This window comes from Massilia sp. ST3 (assembly GCF_018119405.1).
Taxonomy (GTDB): domain Bacteria; phylum Pseudomonadota; class Gammaproteobacteria; order Burkholderiales; family Burkholderiaceae_D; genus Telluria.
Window position 1 is genome coordinate 103,511 of record NZ_JAGPWC010000006.1, and the last position, 20,307, is coordinate 123,817.

23 protein-coding genes are annotated in these 20,307 nt (G+C 67.3%); 13 read left to right on the forward strand and 10 right to left on the reverse strand.

Features of this window, described 5'->3' with window-relative positions; all coding sequences use genetic code 11:
- Positions 1 to 229: 229 nt before the first annotated feature.
- The gene (locus KBW98_RS03605; protein ID WP_211518747.1) at positions 230 to 1,126 is read right to left on the reverse strand and encodes an alpha/beta hydrolase; all 897 of its coding nucleotides are present in this window, start codon (positions 1,124 to 1,126) and stop codon (positions 230 to 232) included.
- Positions 1,127 to 1,230: 104 nt separating this feature from the next.
- Complete coding sequence (locus tag KBW98_RS03610; RefSeq protein WP_211518749.1) at positions 1,231 to 1,773, reverse strand: DUF2231 domain-containing protein; 543 nt, start codon at positions 1,771 to 1,773, stop codon at positions 1,231 to 1,233.
- A gap of 248 nt (positions 1,774 to 2,021) precedes the next feature.
- On the opposite strand from KBW98_RS03610, the gene KBW98_RS03615 reads away from it, so the two are divergent.
- The 5 genes from KBW98_RS03615 (at position 2,022) to KBW98_RS03635 (ending at position 5,394) form a co-directional block, all read left to right on the forward strand.
- The gene (locus KBW98_RS03615) at positions 2,022 to 2,324 is read left to right on the forward strand and encodes a YciI-like protein (protein WP_211518751.1); all 303 of its coding nucleotides are present in this window, start codon (positions 2,022 to 2,024) and stop codon (positions 2,322 to 2,324) included.
- A gap of 70 nt (positions 2,325 to 2,394) precedes the next feature.
- Positions 2,395 to 3,093, forward strand: a complete 699-nt coding sequence (locus KBW98_RS03620) for a DUF969 domain-containing protein (RefSeq protein ID WP_211518752.1) — start codon at positions 2,395 to 2,397, stop codon at positions 3,091 to 3,093.
- Positions 3,090 to 4,046 carry a DUF979 domain-containing protein gene (locus KBW98_RS03625; protein WP_211518754.1) on the forward strand — a complete coding sequence of 319 codons (957 nt, stop codon included), beginning with the start codon at positions 3,090 to 3,092 and terminating at the stop codon, positions 4,044 to 4,046. The genes KBW98_RS03620 and KBW98_RS03625 overlap by 4 nt, the downstream gene beginning before the upstream one ends.
- Positions 4,046 to 4,690, forward strand: a complete 645-nt coding sequence (gene pcp / locus KBW98_RS03630; protein WP_211518783.1) for a pyroglutamyl-peptidase I — start codon at positions 4,046 to 4,048, stop codon at positions 4,688 to 4,690. The genes KBW98_RS03625 and pcp overlap by 1 nt, the downstream gene beginning before the upstream one ends.
- Before the next feature lie 122 nt (positions 4,691 to 4,812).
- Entirely contained in the window at positions 4,813 to 5,394 is a 582-nt protein-coding gene (locus tag KBW98_RS03635; RefSeq protein WP_211518756.1) for a PEP-CTERM sorting domain-containing protein, read from the forward strand.
- Here the strand turns inward: KBW98_RS03635 and KBW98_RS03640 are convergent.
- Genes KBW98_RS03640 through KBW98_RS03655 form a run of 4 tightly spaced genes read right to left on the reverse strand, consistent with a single transcriptional unit; the run spans position 5,369 to position 8,571 of the window.
- Entirely contained in the window at positions 5,369 to 5,566 is a 198-nt protein-coding gene (locus KBW98_RS03640) for a hypothetical protein (protein WP_211518758.1), read from the reverse strand. The two genes, KBW98_RS03635 and KBW98_RS03640, sit on opposite strands and share 26 nt — an antisense overlap.
- A 54-nt stretch (positions 5,567 to 5,620) precedes the next feature.
- The gene (locus tag KBW98_RS03645) at positions 5,621 to 6,532 is read right to left on the reverse strand and encodes a LysR family transcriptional regulator (RefSeq protein ID WP_211518759.1); all 912 of its coding nucleotides are present in this window, start codon (positions 6,530 to 6,532) and stop codon (positions 5,621 to 5,623) included.
- A gap of 9 nt (positions 6,533 to 6,541) precedes the next feature.
- On the reverse strand, positions 6,542 to 7,459 hold the full coding sequence (locus tag KBW98_RS03650; RefSeq protein ID WP_211518761.1) for a pseudouridine-5'-phosphate glycosidase: 918 nt from the start codon (positions 7,457 to 7,459) through the stop codon (positions 6,542 to 6,544).
- Positions 7,460 to 7,461: 2 nt separating this feature from the next.
- Entirely contained in the window at positions 7,462 to 8,571 is a 1,110-nt protein-coding gene (locus KBW98_RS03655) for a carbohydrate kinase (protein WP_211518784.1), read from the reverse strand.
- A gap of 252 nt (positions 8,572 to 8,823) precedes the next feature.
- Here KBW98_RS03655 and xapA point away from each other — a divergent pair, with 252 nt between their 5' ends.
- The 7 genes from xapA to KBW98_RS03690 all read left to right on the forward strand — a co-directional run bounded on the left by xapA (position 8,824) and on the right by KBW98_RS03690 (position 16,698).
- Entirely contained in the window at positions 8,824 to 9,666 is an 843-nt protein-coding gene (gene xapA / locus KBW98_RS03660) for a xanthosine phosphorylase (RefSeq protein ID WP_211518763.1), read from the forward strand.
- Between the two features lie 29 nt (positions 9,667 to 9,695).
- Positions 9,696 to 10,889 carry a phosphopentomutase gene (locus KBW98_RS03665; protein WP_211518765.1) on the forward strand — a complete coding sequence of 398 codons (1,194 nt, stop codon included), beginning with the start codon at positions 9,696 to 9,698 and terminating at the stop codon, positions 10,887 to 10,889.
- A complete protein-coding gene (gene deoC / locus KBW98_RS03670; protein WP_211518767.1) occupies positions 10,886 to 11,842 on the forward strand; it encodes a deoxyribose-phosphate aldolase in 957 nt (318 codons plus the stop codon). Before KBW98_RS03665 ends, deoC begins: the two co-directional genes overlap by 4 nt.
- An 18-nt stretch (positions 11,843 to 11,860) precedes the next feature.
- Entirely contained in the window at positions 11,861 to 14,239 is a 2,379-nt protein-coding gene (locus KBW98_RS03675) for an aldehyde dehydrogenase family protein (protein ID WP_373888897.1), read from the forward strand.
- A 160-nt stretch (positions 14,240 to 14,399) separates the two neighbouring features.
- A complete protein-coding gene (gene deoA / locus KBW98_RS03680; protein WP_211518768.1) occupies positions 14,400 to 15,722 on the forward strand; it encodes a thymidine phosphorylase in 1,323 nt (440 codons plus the stop codon).
- A gap of 1 nt (position 15,723) precedes the next feature.
- On the forward strand, positions 15,724 to 16,128 hold the full coding sequence (locus KBW98_RS03685; RefSeq protein ID WP_211518770.1) for a cytidine deaminase: 405 nt from the start codon (positions 15,724 to 15,726) through the stop codon (positions 16,126 to 16,128).
- 90 nt (positions 16,129 to 16,218) lie between these two features.
- On the forward strand, positions 16,219 to 16,698 hold the full coding sequence (locus KBW98_RS03690; protein ID WP_211518772.1) for a VOC family protein: 480 nt from the start codon (positions 16,219 to 16,221) through the stop codon (positions 16,696 to 16,698).
- A 38-nt stretch (positions 16,699 to 16,736) separates the two neighbouring features.
- On the opposite strand, the gene KBW98_RS03695 is transcribed toward KBW98_RS03690, so the two are convergent.
- On the reverse strand, positions 16,737 to 17,282 hold the full coding sequence (locus KBW98_RS03695; protein WP_211518773.1) for a DUF2058 domain-containing protein: 546 nt from the start codon (positions 17,280 to 17,282) through the stop codon (positions 16,737 to 16,739).
- 155 nt (positions 17,283 to 17,437) lie between these two features.
- On the opposite strand from KBW98_RS03695, the gene KBW98_RS03700 reads away from it, so the two are divergent.
- Positions 17,438 to 18,088 (forward strand): DUF2076 family protein, encoded by a 651-nt coding sequence (locus tag KBW98_RS03700; RefSeq protein ID WP_211518775.1) that lies wholly within the window; start codon positions 17,438 to 17,440, stop codon positions 18,086 to 18,088.
- A gap of 13 nt (positions 18,089 to 18,101) precedes the next feature.
- On the opposite strand, the gene KBW98_RS03705 is transcribed toward KBW98_RS03700, so the two are convergent.
- The 3 genes from KBW98_RS03705 to KBW98_RS03715 are packed head-to-tail and all read right to left on the reverse strand — an operon-like array spanning position 18,102 to position 20,052.
- Complete coding sequence (locus KBW98_RS03705) at positions 18,102 to 18,881, reverse strand: LytTR family DNA-binding domain-containing protein (protein WP_211518776.1); 780 nt, start codon at positions 18,879 to 18,881, stop codon at positions 18,102 to 18,104.
- A gap of 10 nt (positions 18,882 to 18,891) precedes the next feature.
- On the reverse strand, positions 18,892 to 19,782 hold the full coding sequence (locus KBW98_RS03710; protein ID WP_211518777.1) for a sensor histidine kinase: 891 nt from the start codon (positions 19,780 to 19,782) through the stop codon (positions 18,892 to 18,894).
- Between the two features lie 3 nt (positions 19,783 to 19,785).
- Positions 19,786 to 20,052 (reverse strand): hypothetical protein, encoded by a 267-nt coding sequence (locus tag KBW98_RS03715; protein ID WP_211518778.1) that lies wholly within the window; start codon positions 20,050 to 20,052, stop codon positions 19,786 to 19,788.
- Between the last annotated feature and the right edge of the window lie 255 nt (positions 20,053 to 20,307).

Here is a 20,307-nt window from a genome sequence, read left to right on the forward strand (position 1 = left end):
CGCGGGGACGATCTCTCCGGTGGAAGCCTTGCCATGTCGCGCCATCGCAACAGGAAATGCGCAGGAAATGCGCAGGAAACTCGGGAGAAATCGGCCGCGTGCCGCGCATGGTTCGCCATACCTGGACCCTCGCAGCTCAGCCTGTCAAATATGCATCATGCGGCATATTGATGACAAATACCATTTTACTTGGCAATTTATTCGAGGGAAATATAAGTGTTGACAACATTCAACAATTATTCGCCTCGGCCGGTTCGGGCAGGGAGGCCGGCGGCAGCACGGGCGTGGCAACCGGCTGGCTGAACTGGCGCGTCAGGAAGCTGGCGATCAGGGCCTGGGTCGCTTCCAGGTAGGGGATGTTCATGTGGTCCGAATTCGGCACGGTGTCGTCCGCGACCAGCTGGGCCAGCTTGGACACGAGTTCGTCGGTGTGCGAGTGCGGCACCACGTCGTCTTCGCTGGCGCGCAGCACATAGGTCGGCGCCTTCAGCGAGGGCGCGTACTTGATCGACTCGAAGCGGTGGCGCAGCATGTACTCGATCGGCATCGCGCGGAAGCGCCGCTTGGCGATCGCCAGGATCGAATCGTAGGGCGTGATCAGGACCACCGAGTGCACCGGGCGCTCCTTGGCCACCTGCACCGCGACGCCCGATCCCAGGCTGCGGCCGACGACCGCGATGCGCTGGGCATCGACCATGCCGCGCGCGGCCAGCCAGTCGTAGAAAGCGCAGCCGTCCTCGACCATGTGGGTTTCCGCCGGATCGCCGTGCGACTCGCCGTAGCCGCGGTAGTTCATGGCCAGCACGGTCATGTTGGGGAACAGCTTGCCGGCGTCGCGCACCACCCAGGACACTTCCTCGGAGCGGCCGCCGAAATAGATCACGGCCGGGCGCGGCCCCTGCACCTGCGGCGTCATCAGCCAGCCGCACAGGCGGGTGCCGTCCTTCGAGCGCAGTACCACCTGGCGGGTGCGGTGGCCGCTGCTGCGCGGGCTGGCCACCTCGCGCTCCACGGTCGGGTTGAACACCAGCCTGCGCTGGCTTGCCGCCACCGCAGCCGTCAGGCCCAGCCACAGGACGCTGGCTACACCCGTGATCCCCGCCGCCATTTTCTTTGGTGTGTACATGCAGCACAGTCTAGCGCTATGGCCAGATTTTGTTCTGTGCGGCACATATCACTGTTCAGCGCAGCGCAGAAGTGCAGCCAAAAAGTTGTTTAGATACAACGTGGCTAGGTGGCGGCGGGGCGTTCCTGGTCCGCGCCGGCTGTCGATGCGTACTGGTCCACGTCGAGCACGGTATGGTCGTAGCGGTCCTCGTTGGGCAGCGCGCCGGCCGGCGGCTTGATGGCAGGGACCGGCATGCCGGGCGAGCCGAGCATGCGGTAGCCCAGCCAGGCCGAACCCAATACGGCGGCCGCGCCCAGCACCGACAGCGCCATCGAACGCGGCGCATGATGCGGCGAGGTGGCGCGCTTGGCCAGGTTGGCGGCGGTGAGGACCAGGGCGGCGCCGTTCAGCATGCCGTGCACGGTGGCGTCGCTCTTGGCCGGGGTGTCGTCGGCGATGCTCTGGTAATCGCGCGCGCCGGCCGCCCCGGCCGCCAGCCCGCCGACCAGGCCGCCGGCCAGGCTGTAGAAGGCGGCGTCGGCATAGCGTGCGTCGCCGGTGGAGCGGTGGGCGGCGTCGAGCAGCAGGCCGAGCGGGATCAGGGTGGCCGGGATCTTGTTCAGGATCGGGTGCAGCAGGTGGCCTGCGATCATGGTCTTGGGCATGGTGTTCTCCTTGCTGGATGCGTGTGGATCAGTGTGGCATACGGGCGGGGAGGGGAGAGCACGGTTGGGTTTGGAGTGAATGGTGTGCATCGAACTTGGATCCCGGCCGAGGGGGACGCCTAGTCCCGGGATGACGTTGTTTGAAGTCGCCACTAAACTCAGGACCGTCGCTCCGGCGAAGGCCGGAACCCAAGTTCCCAGGCAATCCGTTACCATCTCCCTTCACCCGCCAACCATTGGAGCCCCCAGTGCACTACATCCTGATGTACGACCTCGCCCCCGACTACCTCGAACGCCGCGGCGAATTCCGCGACGAACACCTGAAGCTGGCCTGGGAAGCACAGGAACGCGGCGAGCTGGTGCTGGCCGGCGCCATGGCGGAACCGGCCGACCACGCAGTGCTGGTGTTCGACTGTCCCAGCCCCGAACCGGTGCAGCTGTTCGCCGCCCGCGACCCCTACGTCACCCATGGCCTGGTGCGCGCCTTCCATGTGCGCCAGTGGAACACGGTGGTCGGCGACCTGGCTACCACCCCGGTCCGCCCCGCGTAAATACTCATGGACATGGGGTAAGATTGCCCGGCTTTTACACGCCTTTCACAATAAAAAGCTGGAGACCCCCATGCAATCTGCCGTCAACCTGTGGCCGCTGCTCGGCGTAGCGGTCATCGTCGCGGGCTTCCTGCTGCGCGCCAATCCGGTGCTGGTGGTGGTGGCCGCCTGCGGCGTCACCGGCGCCGCGGCCGCGATGCCGGTGACGGCTATCCTCGCCTCGCTCGGCGCCGCCTTCGTCAAGACCCGCAACCTGCCGCTGATCCTGCTGCTGCCGCTGGCCGCCATCGGCCTGCTGGAGCGCTTCGGCCTGCGCGAGCGCGCCCAGACCGCGATCGCGAAAGTGCGCTCGGCCACCGCGGGGCGCCTCTTGATCGTCTACCTGTTCGCGCGCGAGACCACGGCCGCCGCCGGCCTCACCAGCCTGGGCGGCCACGCGCCCATGGTGCGTCCATTGGTGGCGCCAATGGCCGAAGCGGCCGCCGAAGCCAGGTCCGGCCCGCTGCCCGAGCACCTGCGCCACCGTATCCGCGCCATGGCCGCCGCCACCGACAACGTCGGCCTGTTCTTCGGCGAAGACATCTTTGTCGCCTTCGGCGCCATCGTGCTGATGCAGACCATCCTGCAGGCCGAGGGCATCGCCGTCGATCCGCTGCACATGGCGCTGTGGGGCATTCCGACCGCCATCAGCGCCTTCGTCATCCACGCCTGGAACCTGCGCCGCCTCGACGCCCGCATCGTCCGCGAGATGGGCAAGGCGGCCGCATGACCCTCACGCTCGAGCATTTCTACGTCCTGGTCGGCCTGCTGCTGGGCGCCGTGGCCGTGATGAACCTGCTGGACCGCAGCAACCCGCGCCGCGTCACGACGGCCCTGTTCTGGGGCCTGTACGCGCTGCTCTACCTGGCCGGCGAGCGCATGCCGCCCGCGGCGGTCGGCGCGCTGATGATCGCGATGGCCCTGGTGGCCGGCTTCGGCTGGGTGCGTGGCGGCAAGCCGGCCATGCCGGCCGAAGACGAGCGGCGCGCCAGCGCGGCCCGGCTGGGCAACCTTTTGTTCCTGCCGGCGCTGCTGCTGCCCATCGTGACGGTGGTCGGCGCGACCCTGCTCAAGGACGTGCAACTGGCCGGCCTGCCCATGCTCGACCAGAAGCACCTGACCCTGGTCAGCCTGGGCTGCGGCGCGATCATTGCCCTGGGCGCGGCATGCTGGCTGACCCGCTCGACGCCGCTGCAGGGCGTGCGCGAGGCGCGCCGCCTGGTCGATGCGATCAGCTGGGCGGTGGTGCTGCCGCACATGCTGGCAGTCCTCGGCCTGCTGTTCACCGAGGCCGGCGTCGGCAAGGCGGTGGCCCACGTGACGACGTCCTACATCAACATGGATTCGCGCCTGGTCGCGGTCGCGGTATTCTGTATCGGGATGGCGCTGTTCACCATCGTCATGGGCAACGGCTTCGCCGCCTTCCCGGTGATGGCGGGCGGCGTCGGCATCCCGGTGCTGGTTAACATGTACGGCGCGAATCCGGCCGTGATGGCGGCGATCGGCATGTTCAGCGCCTATTGCGGCACCCTGATGACGCCGATGGCGGCCAACTTCAACATCGTGCCGGCGGTGCTGCTCGACCTGCCCGACAAGAACGCGGTGATCCGCGCCCAGGTCCCGACCGCGCTGCCGCTGCTGGGCGCGAACATCCTGCTGCTCTACTTCCTGATGAACCAATGATGAAAACCGTCCTGCTCACCGGCTTCGAACCCTTCAACAAGGCGACCATCAACCCCGCCTGGGAGGCCGTGCGCGCGCTCGAAGGCTGGAGCGGCGAGGGCTTCCGGGTCGAGGTGCGCCAGCTGCCCTGCGTGTTCGGCCAGGCCATCGCCACGATCGCCGAGGCGATCGACGCGCTGCGTCCCGACGTCGTGATCGCGGTGGGGCAGGCCGGCGGACGGGCCGAGATCTCGGTCGAGCGGGTGGCGATCAACGTCGACGACGCCTCCATCCTCGACAATGCCGGCCTGCAGCCGGTGGACAATGCCATCGTGCCGGATGGCCCGGCGGCCTATTTTTCGACCCTGCCGATCAAGGCCATCGTGCGTGCGCTGCGCGAGCAGGGCCTGGTGGCGGGCGTGTCGCAGACCGCCGGCACCTTCGTGTGCAACCACGTGTTCTATGGCATGATGCACCACGTCCACGGCCGCGGCCTGAAGGCGGGCTTCATCCATGTACCTTTCCTGCCCGAGCAGGCGCAGGGACGGCCGGGGAATCCGCCCTCGATGGCCCTGGAGGACATCGTCAGAGGCATCCGCACGGTGGTCGAGGTCACGCTGGCCGTGGACAAGGACCTCAGCGAAACGGGCGGCGCTACGCACTGAGTGTGCCTTTCGCAAGGGATTCGGCAGGGCAAGGCTGCGCCACTCCCGAGGCGATAGCGCTAGCATGCGAGCGCGGCGAGCGGCGGGCGCCATGCCGCCATGTTTCGTCAACGGAGCCTTCCATGCACCTCAAGCCACTTTGCGCCAGCCTCATCCTTGCCGTGCCTGCGCTTGCCTCGGCCGATCCCCAGACCTGGAATTTCACCTATGCCGGATTCCACCGCGTGGAAACCGATAGCTTCATCCCGGAATTCGAGTTGTTGGGCAATTTCACGGGCGAAGACCTGAACGGGAACCAGGTCATCGAACTGCCGGAACTGAGCTCCTTCGTCCTGGTCGGATGGGACCACCTCGCCTGCCCCCCGGCATCGGGGCCCGACCATACGCGCTGCAGCCTGTCCGCGTTTTCGTATTCGGAGGCGGGCGGCCTCGATTTCTCCAGCCAGCTGGAATTCGAACACGAGGCGAGCGCCAACTACGTCTATTACAAGGCGAGCACCGGCCAGTCCTACACCTACATCGACGCCTTCCCGCGCGGCGGCTATGTGTACACGGACGAATACCGCTGGACGCCCCAGACCAGCTTCCGGATCCAGTCGGCGGTGCCGGAACCGGGACAGGCCGCGCTGATGGCCGCCGGCCTGCTCGGCCTGGCCGGCGCGGCGCGCAAGCGGGCCCTCAGCCCGCGCGCGTCTTGGCGATGATGGTCGCGACGTTCTCGAGTTCCTTGACCACGCCGACGATGGTCGGCTCGAAACGCTCGAACATGTATTGCGTCGCCGCCTCGGCGCTGAGGCCTTCCGGCGTTTCATGGACCAGGCGTTTCATGGCCAGTTCGCGCACGTGGTAGGCGAAAAGCAGTTCGTTGTAGTCCATGCGATTCCCGCGAAGTGAAGTGAAAACCTCACGATAGCATGCGACCGCATGCTCCTACGGCGTCTGCCGCTCTTCGGGGAACAGGATCTTCAGGAAAGCCCGCACCACCGGCGCATCGTCCTGCGCCAGGTAGCTGATGTACAGGTTCGCCGACGGCGCATTGGTCCGGATCGGCATGAACTTCACGCCCGGCCAGCCGATGCGGCCCGTGGTCTCGGGCAGCAGGGCCACGCCCAGGCCGGCGCCGACCATGGCCAGCAGGGTTTGCGGCTCGGCCGCCTCCTGGAAGATCGTCGGCTCGAAGCCGGCGTTGACGCAGCACTGGATCAGGTAGCGCGGCTCGGCCGACTGGGTCAGGTGCAGGGTCAGCATCGGCTCGCCCGCGATGTCGCGCAGCTCGATTGCCTCCTGCGCGGCCAGCGGGTGCTGTTCGTTCATGGCCACGCACACGTTCTCGGGGAAGCACAGGTCCTGGCGCAGGTTGGCCTGCTTCAGCACCTCGGGCTCGATGCGCGGCTCGCGCCAGAAGCCGACGTCGATCTGGCGGTTGCGCAGGGCTTCCCACTGGTCGTTCGGTCCCATCTCGTGGATGGTCCAGGTCACGCGCGGGAACTGGCTCTGGAACTGTTCCAGCAGGCGAGGGATCGGGCCCCACATCGCCGAGCCGACGATGCCGACGCGCAGGCGGCCGACTTCGCCGCGGTCGATCTGGCGGATGGTGTCGATCGTCATGCGCATCTTCGTCAGCAGCTCGGCCGCTTCGGCCATCAGGGCCTTGCCGGCCACCGTCAGCTCGAAGCTGCGCGTGGTGCGGGTGAACAGGCGCACTCCCAGCTCGCTTTCCAGCTTCATGATCTGCTGGCTCAGCGGCGGCTGGGAGATGTGCAGGCGCTCGGCGGCGCGGCTGAAGCTTTTTTCTTCGGCGACCGCGAGGAAGTATTTCAGCTGTTTGAGATCGATCGACATGATGGGCAATCAGGCGGCCGTCTGATTCAGCGCCAATGCCAGGCGCGCACCGACCAGGGCGTTGTGCTTGACCAGCGCGATGTTCGTGGCCAGGCTGCGCCCGCCCGTCAACTCCTTGATGCGTCCCAGCAGGAAGGGCGTGACCGCCTTGCCGCTCACGCCGCGCGCATCCGCTTCGCCCAGGGCTTGCTGGATGATGGCGTCGATCTCGTAGGGCTCCATCGCGGCCTCGAGCGGCACCGGATTGCTGACCACGACGCCGCCCGCCATGCCGAGCCGCCACTTGGTGCGGATGAAGTCCGCCTGGTCTTCCGGCGCGTCGATCTGGAAGTCGGCCTTGAAGCCGCTGTCGCGGGTGAAGAAGGCGGGGAAGCCGGGCTGGCCGACGCTCACCACCGGCACGCCGTGGGTTTCCAGGTATTCGAGGGTCAGGCCGATGTCGAGGATCGACTTCACGCCCGCGCACACGACGGCCACGCTGGTGTGGGCCAGCTCCTGCAGGTCGGCCGAGATGTCGAAGCTGGTCTCGGCGCCGCGGTGCACGCCGCCGATGCCGCCGGTGACGAAGACTTCGATGCCGGCCAGCTGGGCGCAGATCATGGTCGCGGCCACGGTGGTGGCGCCCAGCTTGCCCTGGGACAGCACATAGGCCAGGTCGCGGCGGCTGACCTTGATCGCGTCCGGCGAGGAACCCAGCAGTTCAAGCTGATCGTCCGACAGGCCGATGCAGATCTTGCCGCCAATGATGGCGATGGTGGCCGGCACCGCGCCGGCATCGCGGATCACCTGCTCGACGTCGCGCGCGGTGTGCACGTTCTGCGGGTAGGGCATGCCGTGCGAGATGATGGTCGACTCCAGGGCGACGATGGGCTTGCCGGCGGCGCGGGCGCTGGCGACTTCGGGCGAGAAAAGAAGGAAGGAATGCATGATCAGTCCAGGATGAGTTCTTCAAGGAGGCCGTCGAGATGGCCGGGGGCGAGCTGCGGATAGACGGTCTGGGCGCAGCCGATGGTCAGGGCGGCGAGCTGCAGGCCGCGGCGGCAGGCCAGGGCCAGGCCGTTGTCGCCGCTGTGCAGCGACCAGCAGACGGCGGCCGCGAAGGCGTCGCCGGCGCCGGTCACGTCGACCACCTGGGCCGCGGGCGCGGTCAGGTGCGCCAGGCCGCCGGGCCCGGTATAGAACACGCCGGCGCCGCCCTGGGTGACGACCAGGTCCTGCACGCCGTCGCGCTGGACTTCGATGCAGGCGGCGGCGATCTCGTCCTCGCCCTCGAGCGGACGGCCGACCCGGGCCGCCAGTTCGCCGACATTCAGGATCAGGAGGCGCACACCGGCCAGCTTGCGCGGCAGGCGCGCCATCTTGGGTTCCGACACCGCCACCAGCACCAGCGGCACGCGGTCGCGCGCGGCGTCCTCGACCAGGGCGGCGATGCTTTCCCGGGGCAGGTTCAGGTCCGCGACGACCAGCGCCGCGGCGCCGCGCTGCTGGGCGCGCGCGGCCAGGAAGGCGGGCGTCATCTCGTCGTGGATGGCCATGTCGGCCAGCGCCACCGCCATGTCGCCGTCGTGGTCGAGCACCGCCGTGTAGGTGCCGGTGGCATGCCCGTCCAGGCGCAGGGCGGCGCGGGTATCGATGCCGGCGTCTTCCGCATGGGCCAGCAGGGCGCGGCCCGAGGCATCGTTGCCGACAGCCGTGACCAGCGCGACCGGGGTGCCGAGCCGGGCCAGGTTCTCGGCGATGTTGCGCGCCACGCCGCCGAAGGATTCATCCTGGCGCGCGGGGTTCGAGGTGGCCATGGCAAGCTTGGCGAGGGTGCGCAGCTTGCGGTCGAGGTTGGAGGCGCCGACGCAGACGATGGGACGGCGATTCGGCACCACGTAGGCGCGGCCCAGGATGCGGCGCTCGCGCACCAGGGTGGCGATGTAATTGGCGACGGCGGAGCGCGACAGGCCCAGTTGCGCAGCCAGGTCCTGCTGCGAAATGAAGGGGTTGGTACGGATCAGCTCGTACAGCTGTTCTTTCTTGGGCAGGTCGCTCACGATGTTCGATTTAAACAAATGTTTATCGATACTAGATAAATGTTTAGATGCTGTCAATCGGATCTGCGGATCATGGTAGCACCGCGGGCATGATTTATTGCATCATCATATAAATCGGGAAGAAAAATGGTATTTGCCATACATAATCGGCCTCATGCATAGTTATACAATTCGGCTATCCGGCGTCCCCGCAGCAGCAAGCCGCCCAGCCTCTCCCAACAGTCCCCCGATACCGCACAACGAGGAAGATCCATGTCCAGCAATACCCCATTCGAAGCCGCCGACATCATCCGCGCCCGCAAGCCGGGCTTTACGCCGCGCGTGGCGCTGATCCTCGGTTCCGGCCTGGGCGTGCTGGCCGAGCAGATGACGGACGCGGTGGCGATCAGCTACGCCGACCTGCCGGGCTTCCCGATCAGCACCGTGCACGGCCACGCGGGCGAACTGGTGCTGGGCACCCTGGGCGGCGTCGACGTCGCCTGCATGAAGGGCCGCGGCCACTTCTACGAAGGCTACGGCCCGGGCGTGATGACCTCGGCCATCCGCACCCTGAAGCAGATCGGCTGCGAACTGCTGTTCGTGACCAATGCCGCCGGTTCGCTGCGCGTCGAAGCCGACGCCGGCTCGCTGGTGGCGATCACCGACCACATCAACTTCCTGCCGGGCAGCCCGATGGCCGGCCCGAACGACGAGCGTTTCGGCCCGCGCTTCTTCAGCATGGCCAACGCCTACGATGCCGACACCCGCGAGATGGTCAAGGCGGTCGCGGCGGAGAAGGGCATCACCCTGAACGAAGGCGTCTACCTGGCCGCCGCCGGTCCGCACTTCGAGACCGCCGCCGAGATCCGCGCCTTCCGCACCCTCGGCGCGGACGTGGTCGGCATGTCGCTGATCCCGGAAGTGATCGCCGCGCGCCACTGCGGCCTGAAGGTCGCCGCCGTCTCGGCCATCACCAACCTGGCCGAGGGCCTGAGCCCGTTCGCGCTGTCGCACGAGCAGACCCTGAAGTACGCCGCCATCGCGGCCAAGGACATGGTCACCCTGATCCAGTCCTTCATCGAGCGCCTGGGTGCGAGCCCGCGCGCAGACGCCTGATTCATTTGACTTGATTAGCGAGGGATACCATGTCACGCGCTTTCATCCTCCTGCTTGACTCCTTCGGCCTGGGCGCGCTGCCCGACGCCGACAAATACGGCGACACGGGCGCCAACACCTTCGGCCACATCGCCGAATGGGCTGCGAAAGAAGGCAAGCCGATGTCGCTGCCGAACCTGGAGCGCCTGGGCCTGGCGGCCGCCGGCCACAAGGCCAGCGGCGAGTGGGCCCCAGGCTTCGCGCTGCGCGAAGGCTTCAGCGGCGCCTGGGGCGTCGCGCGCGAGCAGTCGACCGGCAAGGACACCCAGAGCGGCCACTGGGAAATCGCCGGCGTGCCGGTGCTGTTCGACTGGGGCTACTTCCCCAAGACCGTGCCGTCCTTCCCGAAAGAGCTGACCGACAAGCTCCAGGAACTCACCGGCGTGCCGGGCTGGCTGGGCAACTGCCACGCCTCGGGCACCACCATCATCGACCAGCTGGGCGACGAGCACGTCGCCACCGGCAAGCCGATCCTCTACACCTCGGCCGACTCGGTGCTGCAGATCGCCGCGCACGAAGAGCATTTCGGCCTCGAGCGCCTGTACGAAGTCTGCGAAGCGGCCTACGAGCTGGTCAAGCCCTACAACATCGGCCGCGTCATCGCCCGTCCTTTCCTGGGCGAGAACGGCAAGTACAAGCGCACCGCCAACCGCCACGACTACGCCGTGCCGCCCACCGCGCCGACCCTGCTCGACCACGTCAAGGATGCCGGCGGCGAGGTCATCGCGCTGGGCAAGATCAGCGACATCTTCGCGGCCCAGGGCGTGACCCAGCTGATCAAGGGCCCGGACAACATGGCCCTGTTCGACCGCCTGCTCGAAGTGGCCGACACCGCGCCGGACAAGTCCCTGAGCTTCGTGAACTTCGTCGACTTCGACATGCACTTCGGCCACCGGCGCGATGTCGCCGGCTACTCGAACGCGCTGCACGAGCTGGACGCGCGCCTGCCGGAATTCATCGCCAAGCTGAAGGAAGGCGACATGGTCGTGATCACCGCCGACCACGGCTGCGACCCGACCGCGCCGGGCTCGGACCACACCCGCGAGCACATCCCGATGATCTTCTTCGGCCCCGCCGTGAAGGCCCAGGAACTGCCGACCGCGTCCACCTTCTCCGACATCGGCGCCACGCTCGCCAAGCACCTCGGCGTCAAACCACTTTCGAACGGAACCGCACTGCTATGACCCAGCCCCTGGATTTCAAACGTAACATCGCCGTCGGCCTGGACCTGGGCCTGGTCAATGGTCTCAAGGTCAACCGCAATGCGGCCGACCGCCGCGCCGCCAGCCTGGCCAACCGACGCACGGTCAAGAAGGAATACCAGGCTGCCTGGCTGATCCGCGCGATCGAGTGCATGGACCTGACCACCCTGTCGGGCGACGACACCCCGGGCCGCGTCGAGCGCCTGTGCATGAAGGCCATGCGTCCGATCCGCACCGACCTGATGCAGGCCTTGGGGCTGGAGTCCCTGAGCACCGGCGCGGTCTGCGTGTACCACGAGATGATCCAGCCGGCCGTCAAGGTGCTGCAGGGCCGCCTGCCGATCGCCGCGGTCTCGACCGCCTTCCCGGCCGGCCTGTCCAGCCTGGAAACCAAGCTCCGCGAGATCGAGCTGTCGGTGGCCGCCGGCGCGACCGAGATCGACATCGTGATCACCCGCCAGCATGTGTTGACCGGCAACTGGCAAGCCCTGTACGACGAGATGCTGGCCTACCGCCAGGCCTGCGGCGAAGCGCACGTGAAGGCGATCCTCGCCACCGGCGACCTGGTGACCCTGGAAAACGTGGCCAAGGCTTCGTGGGTCTGCATGATGGCCGGCGCCGACTTCATCAAGACCTCGACCGGCAAGGAAGGCGTCAACGCCACCATCCCGGTGTCGCTGGTCATGGTGCGCGCGATCCGCGACTACTACGAGCAGACCGGCTACATGGTCGGCTACAAGCCGGCCGGCGGCGTCTCGACCGCCAAGTCGGCGCTGCAATACCTGACCGTGATGAAGGAAGAGCTGGGCAACGAGTGGCTGCAGCCGCACCTGTTCCGCATTGGCGCATCCAGCCTGCTGACCGACATCGAGCGCCAGCTCGAGCACTACGTCACCGGCAACTACTCGGCTGCCCATCGCCACGCGCAACCTTAAACATCCAACGGATTCGTCATGCCAACTATTAAAGAGATTCTTCAGACCATGGATTACGGCCCCGCACCAGAAAGCACCAAGGAAGCGATTGCGTGGCTGGACCAGCATGGACGCCGTTTCGGACTGTTCATCGACAACGCCTGGACCGAGGCAGCCGAGACCTTTGCCACCAACAACCCGGCCGACGGCAAGGAACTGGCGCAAGTGACCCAGGCGACGCAAGCGGACGTCGAGCGCGCCGTGGAAGCCGCGCGCCGCGCCCAGCCGGGCTGGGTGGCCCTGGGCGGCCATGGCCGCGCCAAGATCATGTATTCGCTGGCGCGCCTGCTGCAGAAGCACTCGCGCCTGTTCGCGGTGCTCGAGACCCTGGACAACGGCAAGACCATCCGCGAAACCCGCGATGCAGACCTGCCGCTGGCCGCGCGCCACTTCTACCACCACGCAGGCTGGGCCCAGCTGCAGTCGGAAGAATTCGCCGACTACCGCGCCGTGGGCGTGGTCGGCCAGATCGTGCCCTGGAACTTCCCGCTCCTGATGCTGGCATGGAAGATCGCCCCGGCGCTGGCCGCCGGTAACACCGTGGTGTTCAAGCCGGCCGAGTACACCCCGCTGACCGCGCTGCTGTTCGCCGAGATCTGCCAGCGCGCCGGCGTGCCGGCGGGCGTCGTGAACATCGTGACCGGCGACGGCCGCGTGGGCGAAGCCATCGTCAACCACCCGGGCATCGACAAGCTGGCCTTCACCGGCTCGACCGAAGTCGGCCGCCTGATCCGCAAGGCCACCGCGGGCAGCGGCAAGAAGCTGTCGCTGGAACTGGGCGGCAAGTCGCCCTTCATCGTGTTCGAGGACGCGGACCTGGACGCCGCCGTCGAAGGCCTGGTCGACTCGATCTGGTTCAACCAGGGCCAGGTCTGCTGCGCCGGTTCGCGCCTGCTGGTGCAGGAATCGGTGTACGAGAAGTTCATCGCCAAGGTCAAGCTGCGCATGCAGAACCTGCGCGTCGGCTCGCCGCTCGATAAATCCAACGACATCGGCGCGCTGGTGGATCCGGTCCAGCAGCAGCGCATCCACGGCCTGGTGGAATCGGCCCGTGCGGAAGGCTGCGAAGTGTGGCAGCCGGCCTGCGAAGCGCCGACCAGCGGCTCGTGGTACCTGCCGACCCTGATCACCGGCGCCTCGACCTCGGCCGCCGTGGCCCAGGCCGAGATCTTCGGCCCGGTGCTGGTGGCGATGAGCTTCCGCACGCCAGGCGAGGCGGTCCAGCTGGCCAACAACACCGTCTACGGCCTGGCTGCCTGCGTGTGGTCGGAATCGATCTCGCTGGCGCTGGACGTGGCGCCGCAGATCAAGGCCGGCGTGGTGTGGATCAACACCGCCAACCAGTTCGACGCCGCGTGCGGCTTCGGCGGCTACAAGGAATCGGGCTATGGCCGCGAAGGCGGCAAGGAAGGCATGTACGAATACCTGACCCCGCTGTCGGAAGACGCGCGTCCAAGCGCTCCGCTGGCCGTGGAAAAGGGCAAGGTCAAGCCGGCCGACAATGACAGCCCGTTCGCCGTGGACCGCACCGCCAAGCTCTACATCGGCGGCAAGCAGGCCAGACCCGACGGCGCCTACAGCCGCGCCATCCATGGCGCCAACGGCGCCTTCCTGGCCGACGTGGGCGAGGGCAACCGCAAGGACATCCGCAACGCGGTGGAAGCGGCGCACAAGGCGGCCGGCTGGTCCAAGGCCACCGCGCACAACCGCGCGCAGGTGCTGTACTACATCGCCGAGAACCTGGCGATCCGCGCCGACGAATTCGCGGCCCGCATCGCGGCGCAGACCGGCAGCCGCAACGCCGAGCGCGAAGTGCAGGCATCGATCGAGCGCCTGTTCACCTGGGCGGCATGGTGCGACAAGTACGACGGCGCGGCCCACCAGCCGCCGATGCACGGCATCACCGTGGCCCTGAACGAGCCGGTCGGCGTGATCGGCATCATCTGCCCGAACGAGAACCCGCTGCTGGGCTTCATCTCGCTGGTCGCCCCGGCCCTGGCGCTCGGCAACCGCGTGATCGCGGTGCCGTCGGAAGCCTCGCCGCTGTCCGCGCTTGATTTGTACCAGGTGCTGGACACCTCGGACCTGCCGGGCGGCGCGCTCAACATCGTGACCGGCTCCAGCTCCGAGCTGGCGCGCACCCTGGCCTCGCACGCCGACGTGGACGCCGTGTGGCGCCACGACGGCGATGCCGAAGGCTGCGCCGAAGTGGAACGCCTGTCGGCAGATTCGCTCAAGCGCACCTGGACCGGCGGCGGCAAGGGCCGTGACTGGTTCGACGCCAAGCAGGCGGCCGGCCGCGCGGTGCTGCAGCACGCGACGCAGGTCAAGAACGTGTGGATTCCGTACGGCGTATAAGAAGCGACACGGAACCCCAGCACACCGTCATTCCCGCGCAGGCGGGAACCCAAGTTTGTTTGCGTCATGCTAGCTGAACTTGGGTTCCCGCCTTCGCGGGAATGACGTTTTAAAGATAACGCGCGAAAACGCGCCAACATTATTCGATAAGGGAAGCATCATGTTCCTCCCCCAAGAAATCGTCCGCAAAAAACGCGACGGCGGCGCCCTGAGCGCCGAGGAAATCCAGTTCTTTGTCCGCGGCATCCCTGACGGCAGCGTCACCGAAGGCCAGATCGCCGCCCTGGCGATGGCCGTCTACTTCAACGACATGACGATGGACGAGCGCGTGGCCTTCACCCTGGCGATGCGCGATTCCGGCCAGGTCATGGAATGGAAATCCCTGAACCTGCCCGGCCCCGTGGTCGACAAACACTCGACCGGCGGTGTCGGCGACGTGGTCTCGCTGATGCTGGGGCCGATGATCGCCGCCTGCGGCGGTTACGTGCCGATGATCTCGGGCCGCGGCCTGGGCCACACCGGCGGCACCCTGGACAAGTTCGACTCCATCCCCGGCTACAGCACCGTGCCGGACCCCGATACATTCCGCCAGGTGGTCAAGGACGTCGGCGTGGCCATCATCGGCCAGACCGCCCAGCTGGCGCCGGCCGACAAGCGCTTCTACAGCATCCGCGACACCACGGCGACCGTCGAATCGGTGGCCATGATCACCGGCTCGATCCTGTCCAAGAAGCTGGCCGCGGGCCTGGACGCCCTGGTCATGGACGTCAAGGTTGGCAGCGGCGCCTTCATGCCAACCTACGAGAAGTCGGTGGAGCTGGCCGAGAGCATCGTCCACGTCGGCAACGGTGCGGGCACCCGCACCTCGGCCATCCTGACCGGCATGAACGAATCGCTCTGCCACGCCGCCGGCAATGCCGTCGAAGTGCGCGTCGCGATCGACTACCTGACCGGCAAGTCGCGCCCCGCGCGCCTGCACGAAGTGACCATGGCCCTGTGCGCCGAGATGCTGGTCATTTCCGGCATCGCCGCTACCGAAGCCGAAGCCTGCGCCAAGCTGCAGGCGGCCCTGGATTCGGGCGAAGCGGCCGAGCGCTTCGCGCGCATGGTGAGTGCCCTGGGCGGCCCGGCCGACCTGATGGAGAATCCGGATGCGCACCTGGAAAGCGCGCCGGTGATCGTGCCGGTTCCGGCCCTGGAGGCCGGCTACGCCGTCGCCGCCGATACCCGCGGCCTGGGCCTGAGCGTGGTTGCCCTGGGCGGCGGCCGCGTGCGTCCGCAGGATGCGATCGACTTCGCCGTCGGCCTGACGAACCTGGTGGAACTGGGCGACCGGATCGAGGTGGGCCAGCCGCTGGCCATGGTCCACGCCCGTTCCCAGCAAGCCGCCGAACTGGCGGTGCGCCAGGTGCAGGCGGCCTACCGGATCGGCGCGGAGAAGCCCGCCGCTGAACCGATGATCTACCGTACCATCCGTCCTTAATATGAAATACGCCAAACTCATCGAGGAAGCGCGCGCCGCGCGCGAGCTGGCCTACGCCCCGTACTCGAAGTTCCAGGTCGGGGCCGCGCTGGAGTGCAAGGACGGCCGCATCTTCCGCGGCTGTAACATCGAGAACGCCTCCTATGGCCTGTGCAACTGCGCCGAGCGCACCGCGTTCTTCAGCGCCATCGCCCACGGCTACAAGCCGGGCGACTTCGCGGCCCTGGCCGTGATCGGCCAGACCGACGGCCCCATCGCTCCCTGCGGCGCCTGCCGCCAGGTGGTGCTGGAGCTGGGCGGCAATGCGCTGCCGGTGGTGCTCGCCAACCTGAAGGGCGACGTGTTCGAAACCACCGCCGCCGAGCAGCTCCCGAACGCCTTCGGCGGCTGGGACCTGAATCCTTAGGACGCGGCGCCTGGCTCCCTTGCTTCCGGTTGAAGACCTGCTGCGCTCTCCGGAGTAAGCTTATTCAGCCAAATAACAAGGGAGCCTGCCATGATCAGCAAAAATACGGTCTGTCTTTGGTTCAACAAGGACGCCCAGGAAGCCGCCGAGTTCTACGCGAGCATCTTTCCCGATACCACAGTCACGGCGGTGCACCGCGCGCCGGGTGACTATCCCGCCGGCAAGGAAGGCGAAGTGCTGACGGTGGAATTCACGGTGATGGGCATTCCCTGCCTGGGCCTGAACGGCGGCGAGGGCTTCAAGCACAACGAAGCGTTTTCCTTCCAGGTGGCGACCGAGGACCAGGCGGAAACCGACCGCCTGTGGAATGCGATCGTCGGCAACGGCGGGCAGGCGAGCGCCTGCGGCTGGTGCAAGGACAGGTGGGGCATCTCGTGGCAGATCACCCCGCGCGTGCTGAGCGAGGCGATCACCGATCCCGACCGGGCGGCGGCCAAGCGCGCCTTTGAAGCGATGATGGAGATGGGAAAAATCGACGTCGCGAAGATCGAGGCGGCCCGGCGCGGCTGAGCGCGCCAGGAGCGCCTCTCAGCTGCCGGGACAGGCGTTTACCACATCAGGTCGTCGGGGATCTTGTAGGCGGCGTAAGGATCGTCCTCGTCGACCGGCTGGCTGGCCTTCTTGACCTGCACCACCAGCGAGGCGTCGCGTTCGGCGATCTTCTCGGCGATCACGCGCGGCACCAGCTCGAAGCTGCCATTGATGCCGACGATCACCAGGCGTCCGGCGACCAGGTGTTCCTGCACCTGCGGCGACACGTAGAGGCGCTCGATCCGGGTGCCGAAGGTGAAGTTGTAGGGCACGTCGTCCTTGCCGTGCCTGGTCTTCGGCTGCTTGTTCTGCTGCACCATTTGCACGATCTGGGCCATGATGGCCTTCTGCGTGGCGGCGGCGTCGCGCTGGGCGTTCAGCTCGCGCGCGCGCTCGGCGTTCTTGCGCTGCGTTTCCAGCGCCGCCTCGCGCGCTTCGTTCACCGCCTCGACGCCGGTGCGGCGTTCGATCTTCTGCTGCTTGCTCTTGTCCTGGTTGACCTGCTTGACCTTCTTCTTGTCGACCAGGCCCGCCTTCATTAACTGTTCGGCCAGCGAAACCATGTTGTTCTTCCCTAGTGTGAGTGCCAGGCCGCTAGCATAGCAAGCCTGAGGGGGCGGAGGAAGCCCGGGCGTCCCAGGCGCCTCGCCGAACTTGATTTCGGCGCAAGGTGCACCACATGCTTTCTTATCGACGTCCTTCGATGAGGAGCACCACCATGAGCCCATCCGATGCACAGTTGCTTCACGATTTCCTGGGCCAGCTGGTCCAGGCCCGCGGTATCCAGAAAGACCCGGAAGCCGACGCCCTGATCCAGCGCGCGGTCCAGCAGCAGCCCGACGCGGCCTACCTGCTGGTGCAGCGCGCGCTGCTGATGGAGCAGGCCCTGGACAGCGCCCGCGCCCGTATCGCCGCGCTGGAAAACCAGGTGAATACCGCCCAGCAAAGCCGCGGCGGCGGCTTCCTCGACCATGTGTGGGGACGCGGGCGTTCCCAGCATGCGCACGCGCCCCAGCATTACCAGCACGCCCATTCACCGTCCTACCAGCACGCCATTCCCGGCGCAATGGGGCGGGGCGGCGGCTTCCTGGGCACGATGGCGGCGACGGCGGCCGGCGTGGCGGCGGGCAGCTTCCTGTTCCATGGCCTGGACAACCTGTTCCACGACCACGGCGGCGGCCAGCACTTGCTGTCCGATAACGATCAGGGGGGAGGCGGCCTGCTGGGCGACCAGTCGGGCAGTGCGCTGGCGGAGCAGGCCGGCCTGGGGGACATCGGCGCATCCTCGGAAGGCCTGCTGGACAGCAACGAGGACAGCCTGGGCGGCTTCTTCGATGGCGACGGATCGGACGAGGGGCTGTTCGGCTGAAGGGTAGGCGCCGCTACATCTGCTGGAACAGATGGCTGTGGTTGCGGCTGATTTCCAGTTCGCCCGGCCAGCCGCGCAGGCGCAGCATCTGGCGGCCGCGCAGGTCGCGCGTGACTTCGCTGATCGCATCGACCCGCACCAGGGTCGAGCGGTGGATGCGCCAGAACTCGTCGGGGTCGAGCTCGTCCGCCAGTTCCTTGAGCGTCTTGCGGATCAGGAGTTCGGCGGTCGCGGTCTGGACCCGGGTGTACTTGTCCTCGGACTGGAAGAACAGCACCTCGCGCGTGCTGATCATGCGCAGGCTGCTGCCCACTTGCGCCTGGATCCAGCGCAGGTAGCTGGGACGCGCCGCGGCGCTGTCGCGCAGCATGCCGCCCAGTTGCGCCAGGTGGGCGAGCTGGGCGCCGATATCCTGCGGCGCGCGCGCCAGCCGCTTGCCGAGGCGCGCGCGGGTGGTGGCCAGGCGCTCGTGGGTCACCGGCTTGAGCAAGTAGTCGATCGCGCCCTGCTCGAAGGCGTCCACCGCATACTCGTCGTAGGCGGTGACGAACACGATGTGGCAGCGGCTGTAGAGCTGGCGGGCGGCGTCGATGCCGCCCATGCCCGGCATGCGGATGTCGAGGAAGGCGATGTCCGGCTGCTGCACGCCGGCCATGGCCACCGCCTCCATGCCGTTGGCCGCTTCGGCGACGATGCGCAGTTCCGGCCAGGCTTCCTGCAGGCGCATGCGCAGCTGGTCGCGCATCGGCGCCTCGTCGTCGGCAATCAGGGCGGTCGGCGCTGCCTGGTTCATGCGAACACCTTCATCCTTCCTCCGTCATCCGGTAGGGCAGGCGGATCGAGGCGCAAGCGCCGCCGCCCGGCGGGATCTCGATCACCAGCTCGGCCTGGGCGCCGTACAGCAGGGCCAGGCGTTCGCGGATGTTGGCCAGGCCCACGCCTTCGCCTGCATGCAGGTTCATGCCCACGCCGTCGTCGCAGACGTCCACGTGCAGGATGGCGCCGACCACCTGGGCGCGCACCAGGATCGTGCCGCCCGCCACCTTCGGCTCCAGCCCGTGCTTGATCGCATTTTCGATCAGGGTCTGCAGCATCATGGGCGGGAAGGGCGCGCTGCCGAGGAAATCGGGCACTTCCCAGCGCACCGCCAGCCGCTCCTTCATGCGCGCCTGCATGATGGCGAGATAGGCGCGCGACAGCTCGACCTGCTTGCCCAGGGTGGCGCCGGTGCCGGCGCGCATCTGCGGCAGCGAGGAGCGCAGGTATTCCACCAGGTGGGCGTGCACCCGCGCCGCTTCCTTCGGATCGGTCTCGATCAGCTGGCCGATCAGGGCCAGGGTGTTGAACAGGAAGTGGGGCTCGACCTGGGCCTGGAGCGCCGCCATCTTGGCTTCCATCAGGCGCCGCTCCAGGGTGGCCACGTTGGCCTTGTCGGACGCCTCCTTGGCCACCAGCTCGGCGCGGCGCTTGCCGCCGGCCAGCACCTTGATGGCGAAGGAGATCAGGATGAACCAGGTGGCCGGCTCGCCCATGCGCAAGACGATGGCGAAGGCGACGACGAGGAACCAGATCAGGTAGAGCTGGCGCCACTCGACCATGGCCAGCCAGTCGAAGAAGCGCCACCACAGGGCGCTGGCCTCGCCGACGGCGTCGCGCACGAAATCCAGGGCGCGGTTGATCTGGGTGGCGGCCATGATTTACTCCACGTTGCGGTGTTCGACCGGATGCGGACGGCGGTCGAAGATCATGTTGGCCACGAACTTGAACACCAGGAAGGCGACGAACAGGGTCACGGCCAGCGGGATGATGGTCAGGATGCAGGCCAGCACGATGGCGGCCGCCAGCAGGACCGGCCAGGACTGCGCGGCCAGGGTGCGGCTGCCCGCGTTGACGGCGCGGCTGAAGCTGCGGCCCATGACCTTGACGTCGGTGACGAAGGCTTGGAAGCGGGTGGTGGTTTTCATGCGGTGCATTCCTTTCAGTGTGCGGATGGCTTCACTGTAGGTCCACCCGCCGATGATCGCCAGCATCATCCGATGAAGCGTGGAATTCCCGGGTTTAATGGTCGACAGGACGGATAAGCGGTAGGGTTGGCGGCTCTGCCGCCGACGCGTTCAGTCAGCGCAAGCTTGAACGATAAGCAATTGCGAACCGCATCCGTGTGTTGAACGGTAGGGGTTGGGGGGGGGGCCCCCCCCCCCCCCGGGGCCCCCCCCGGG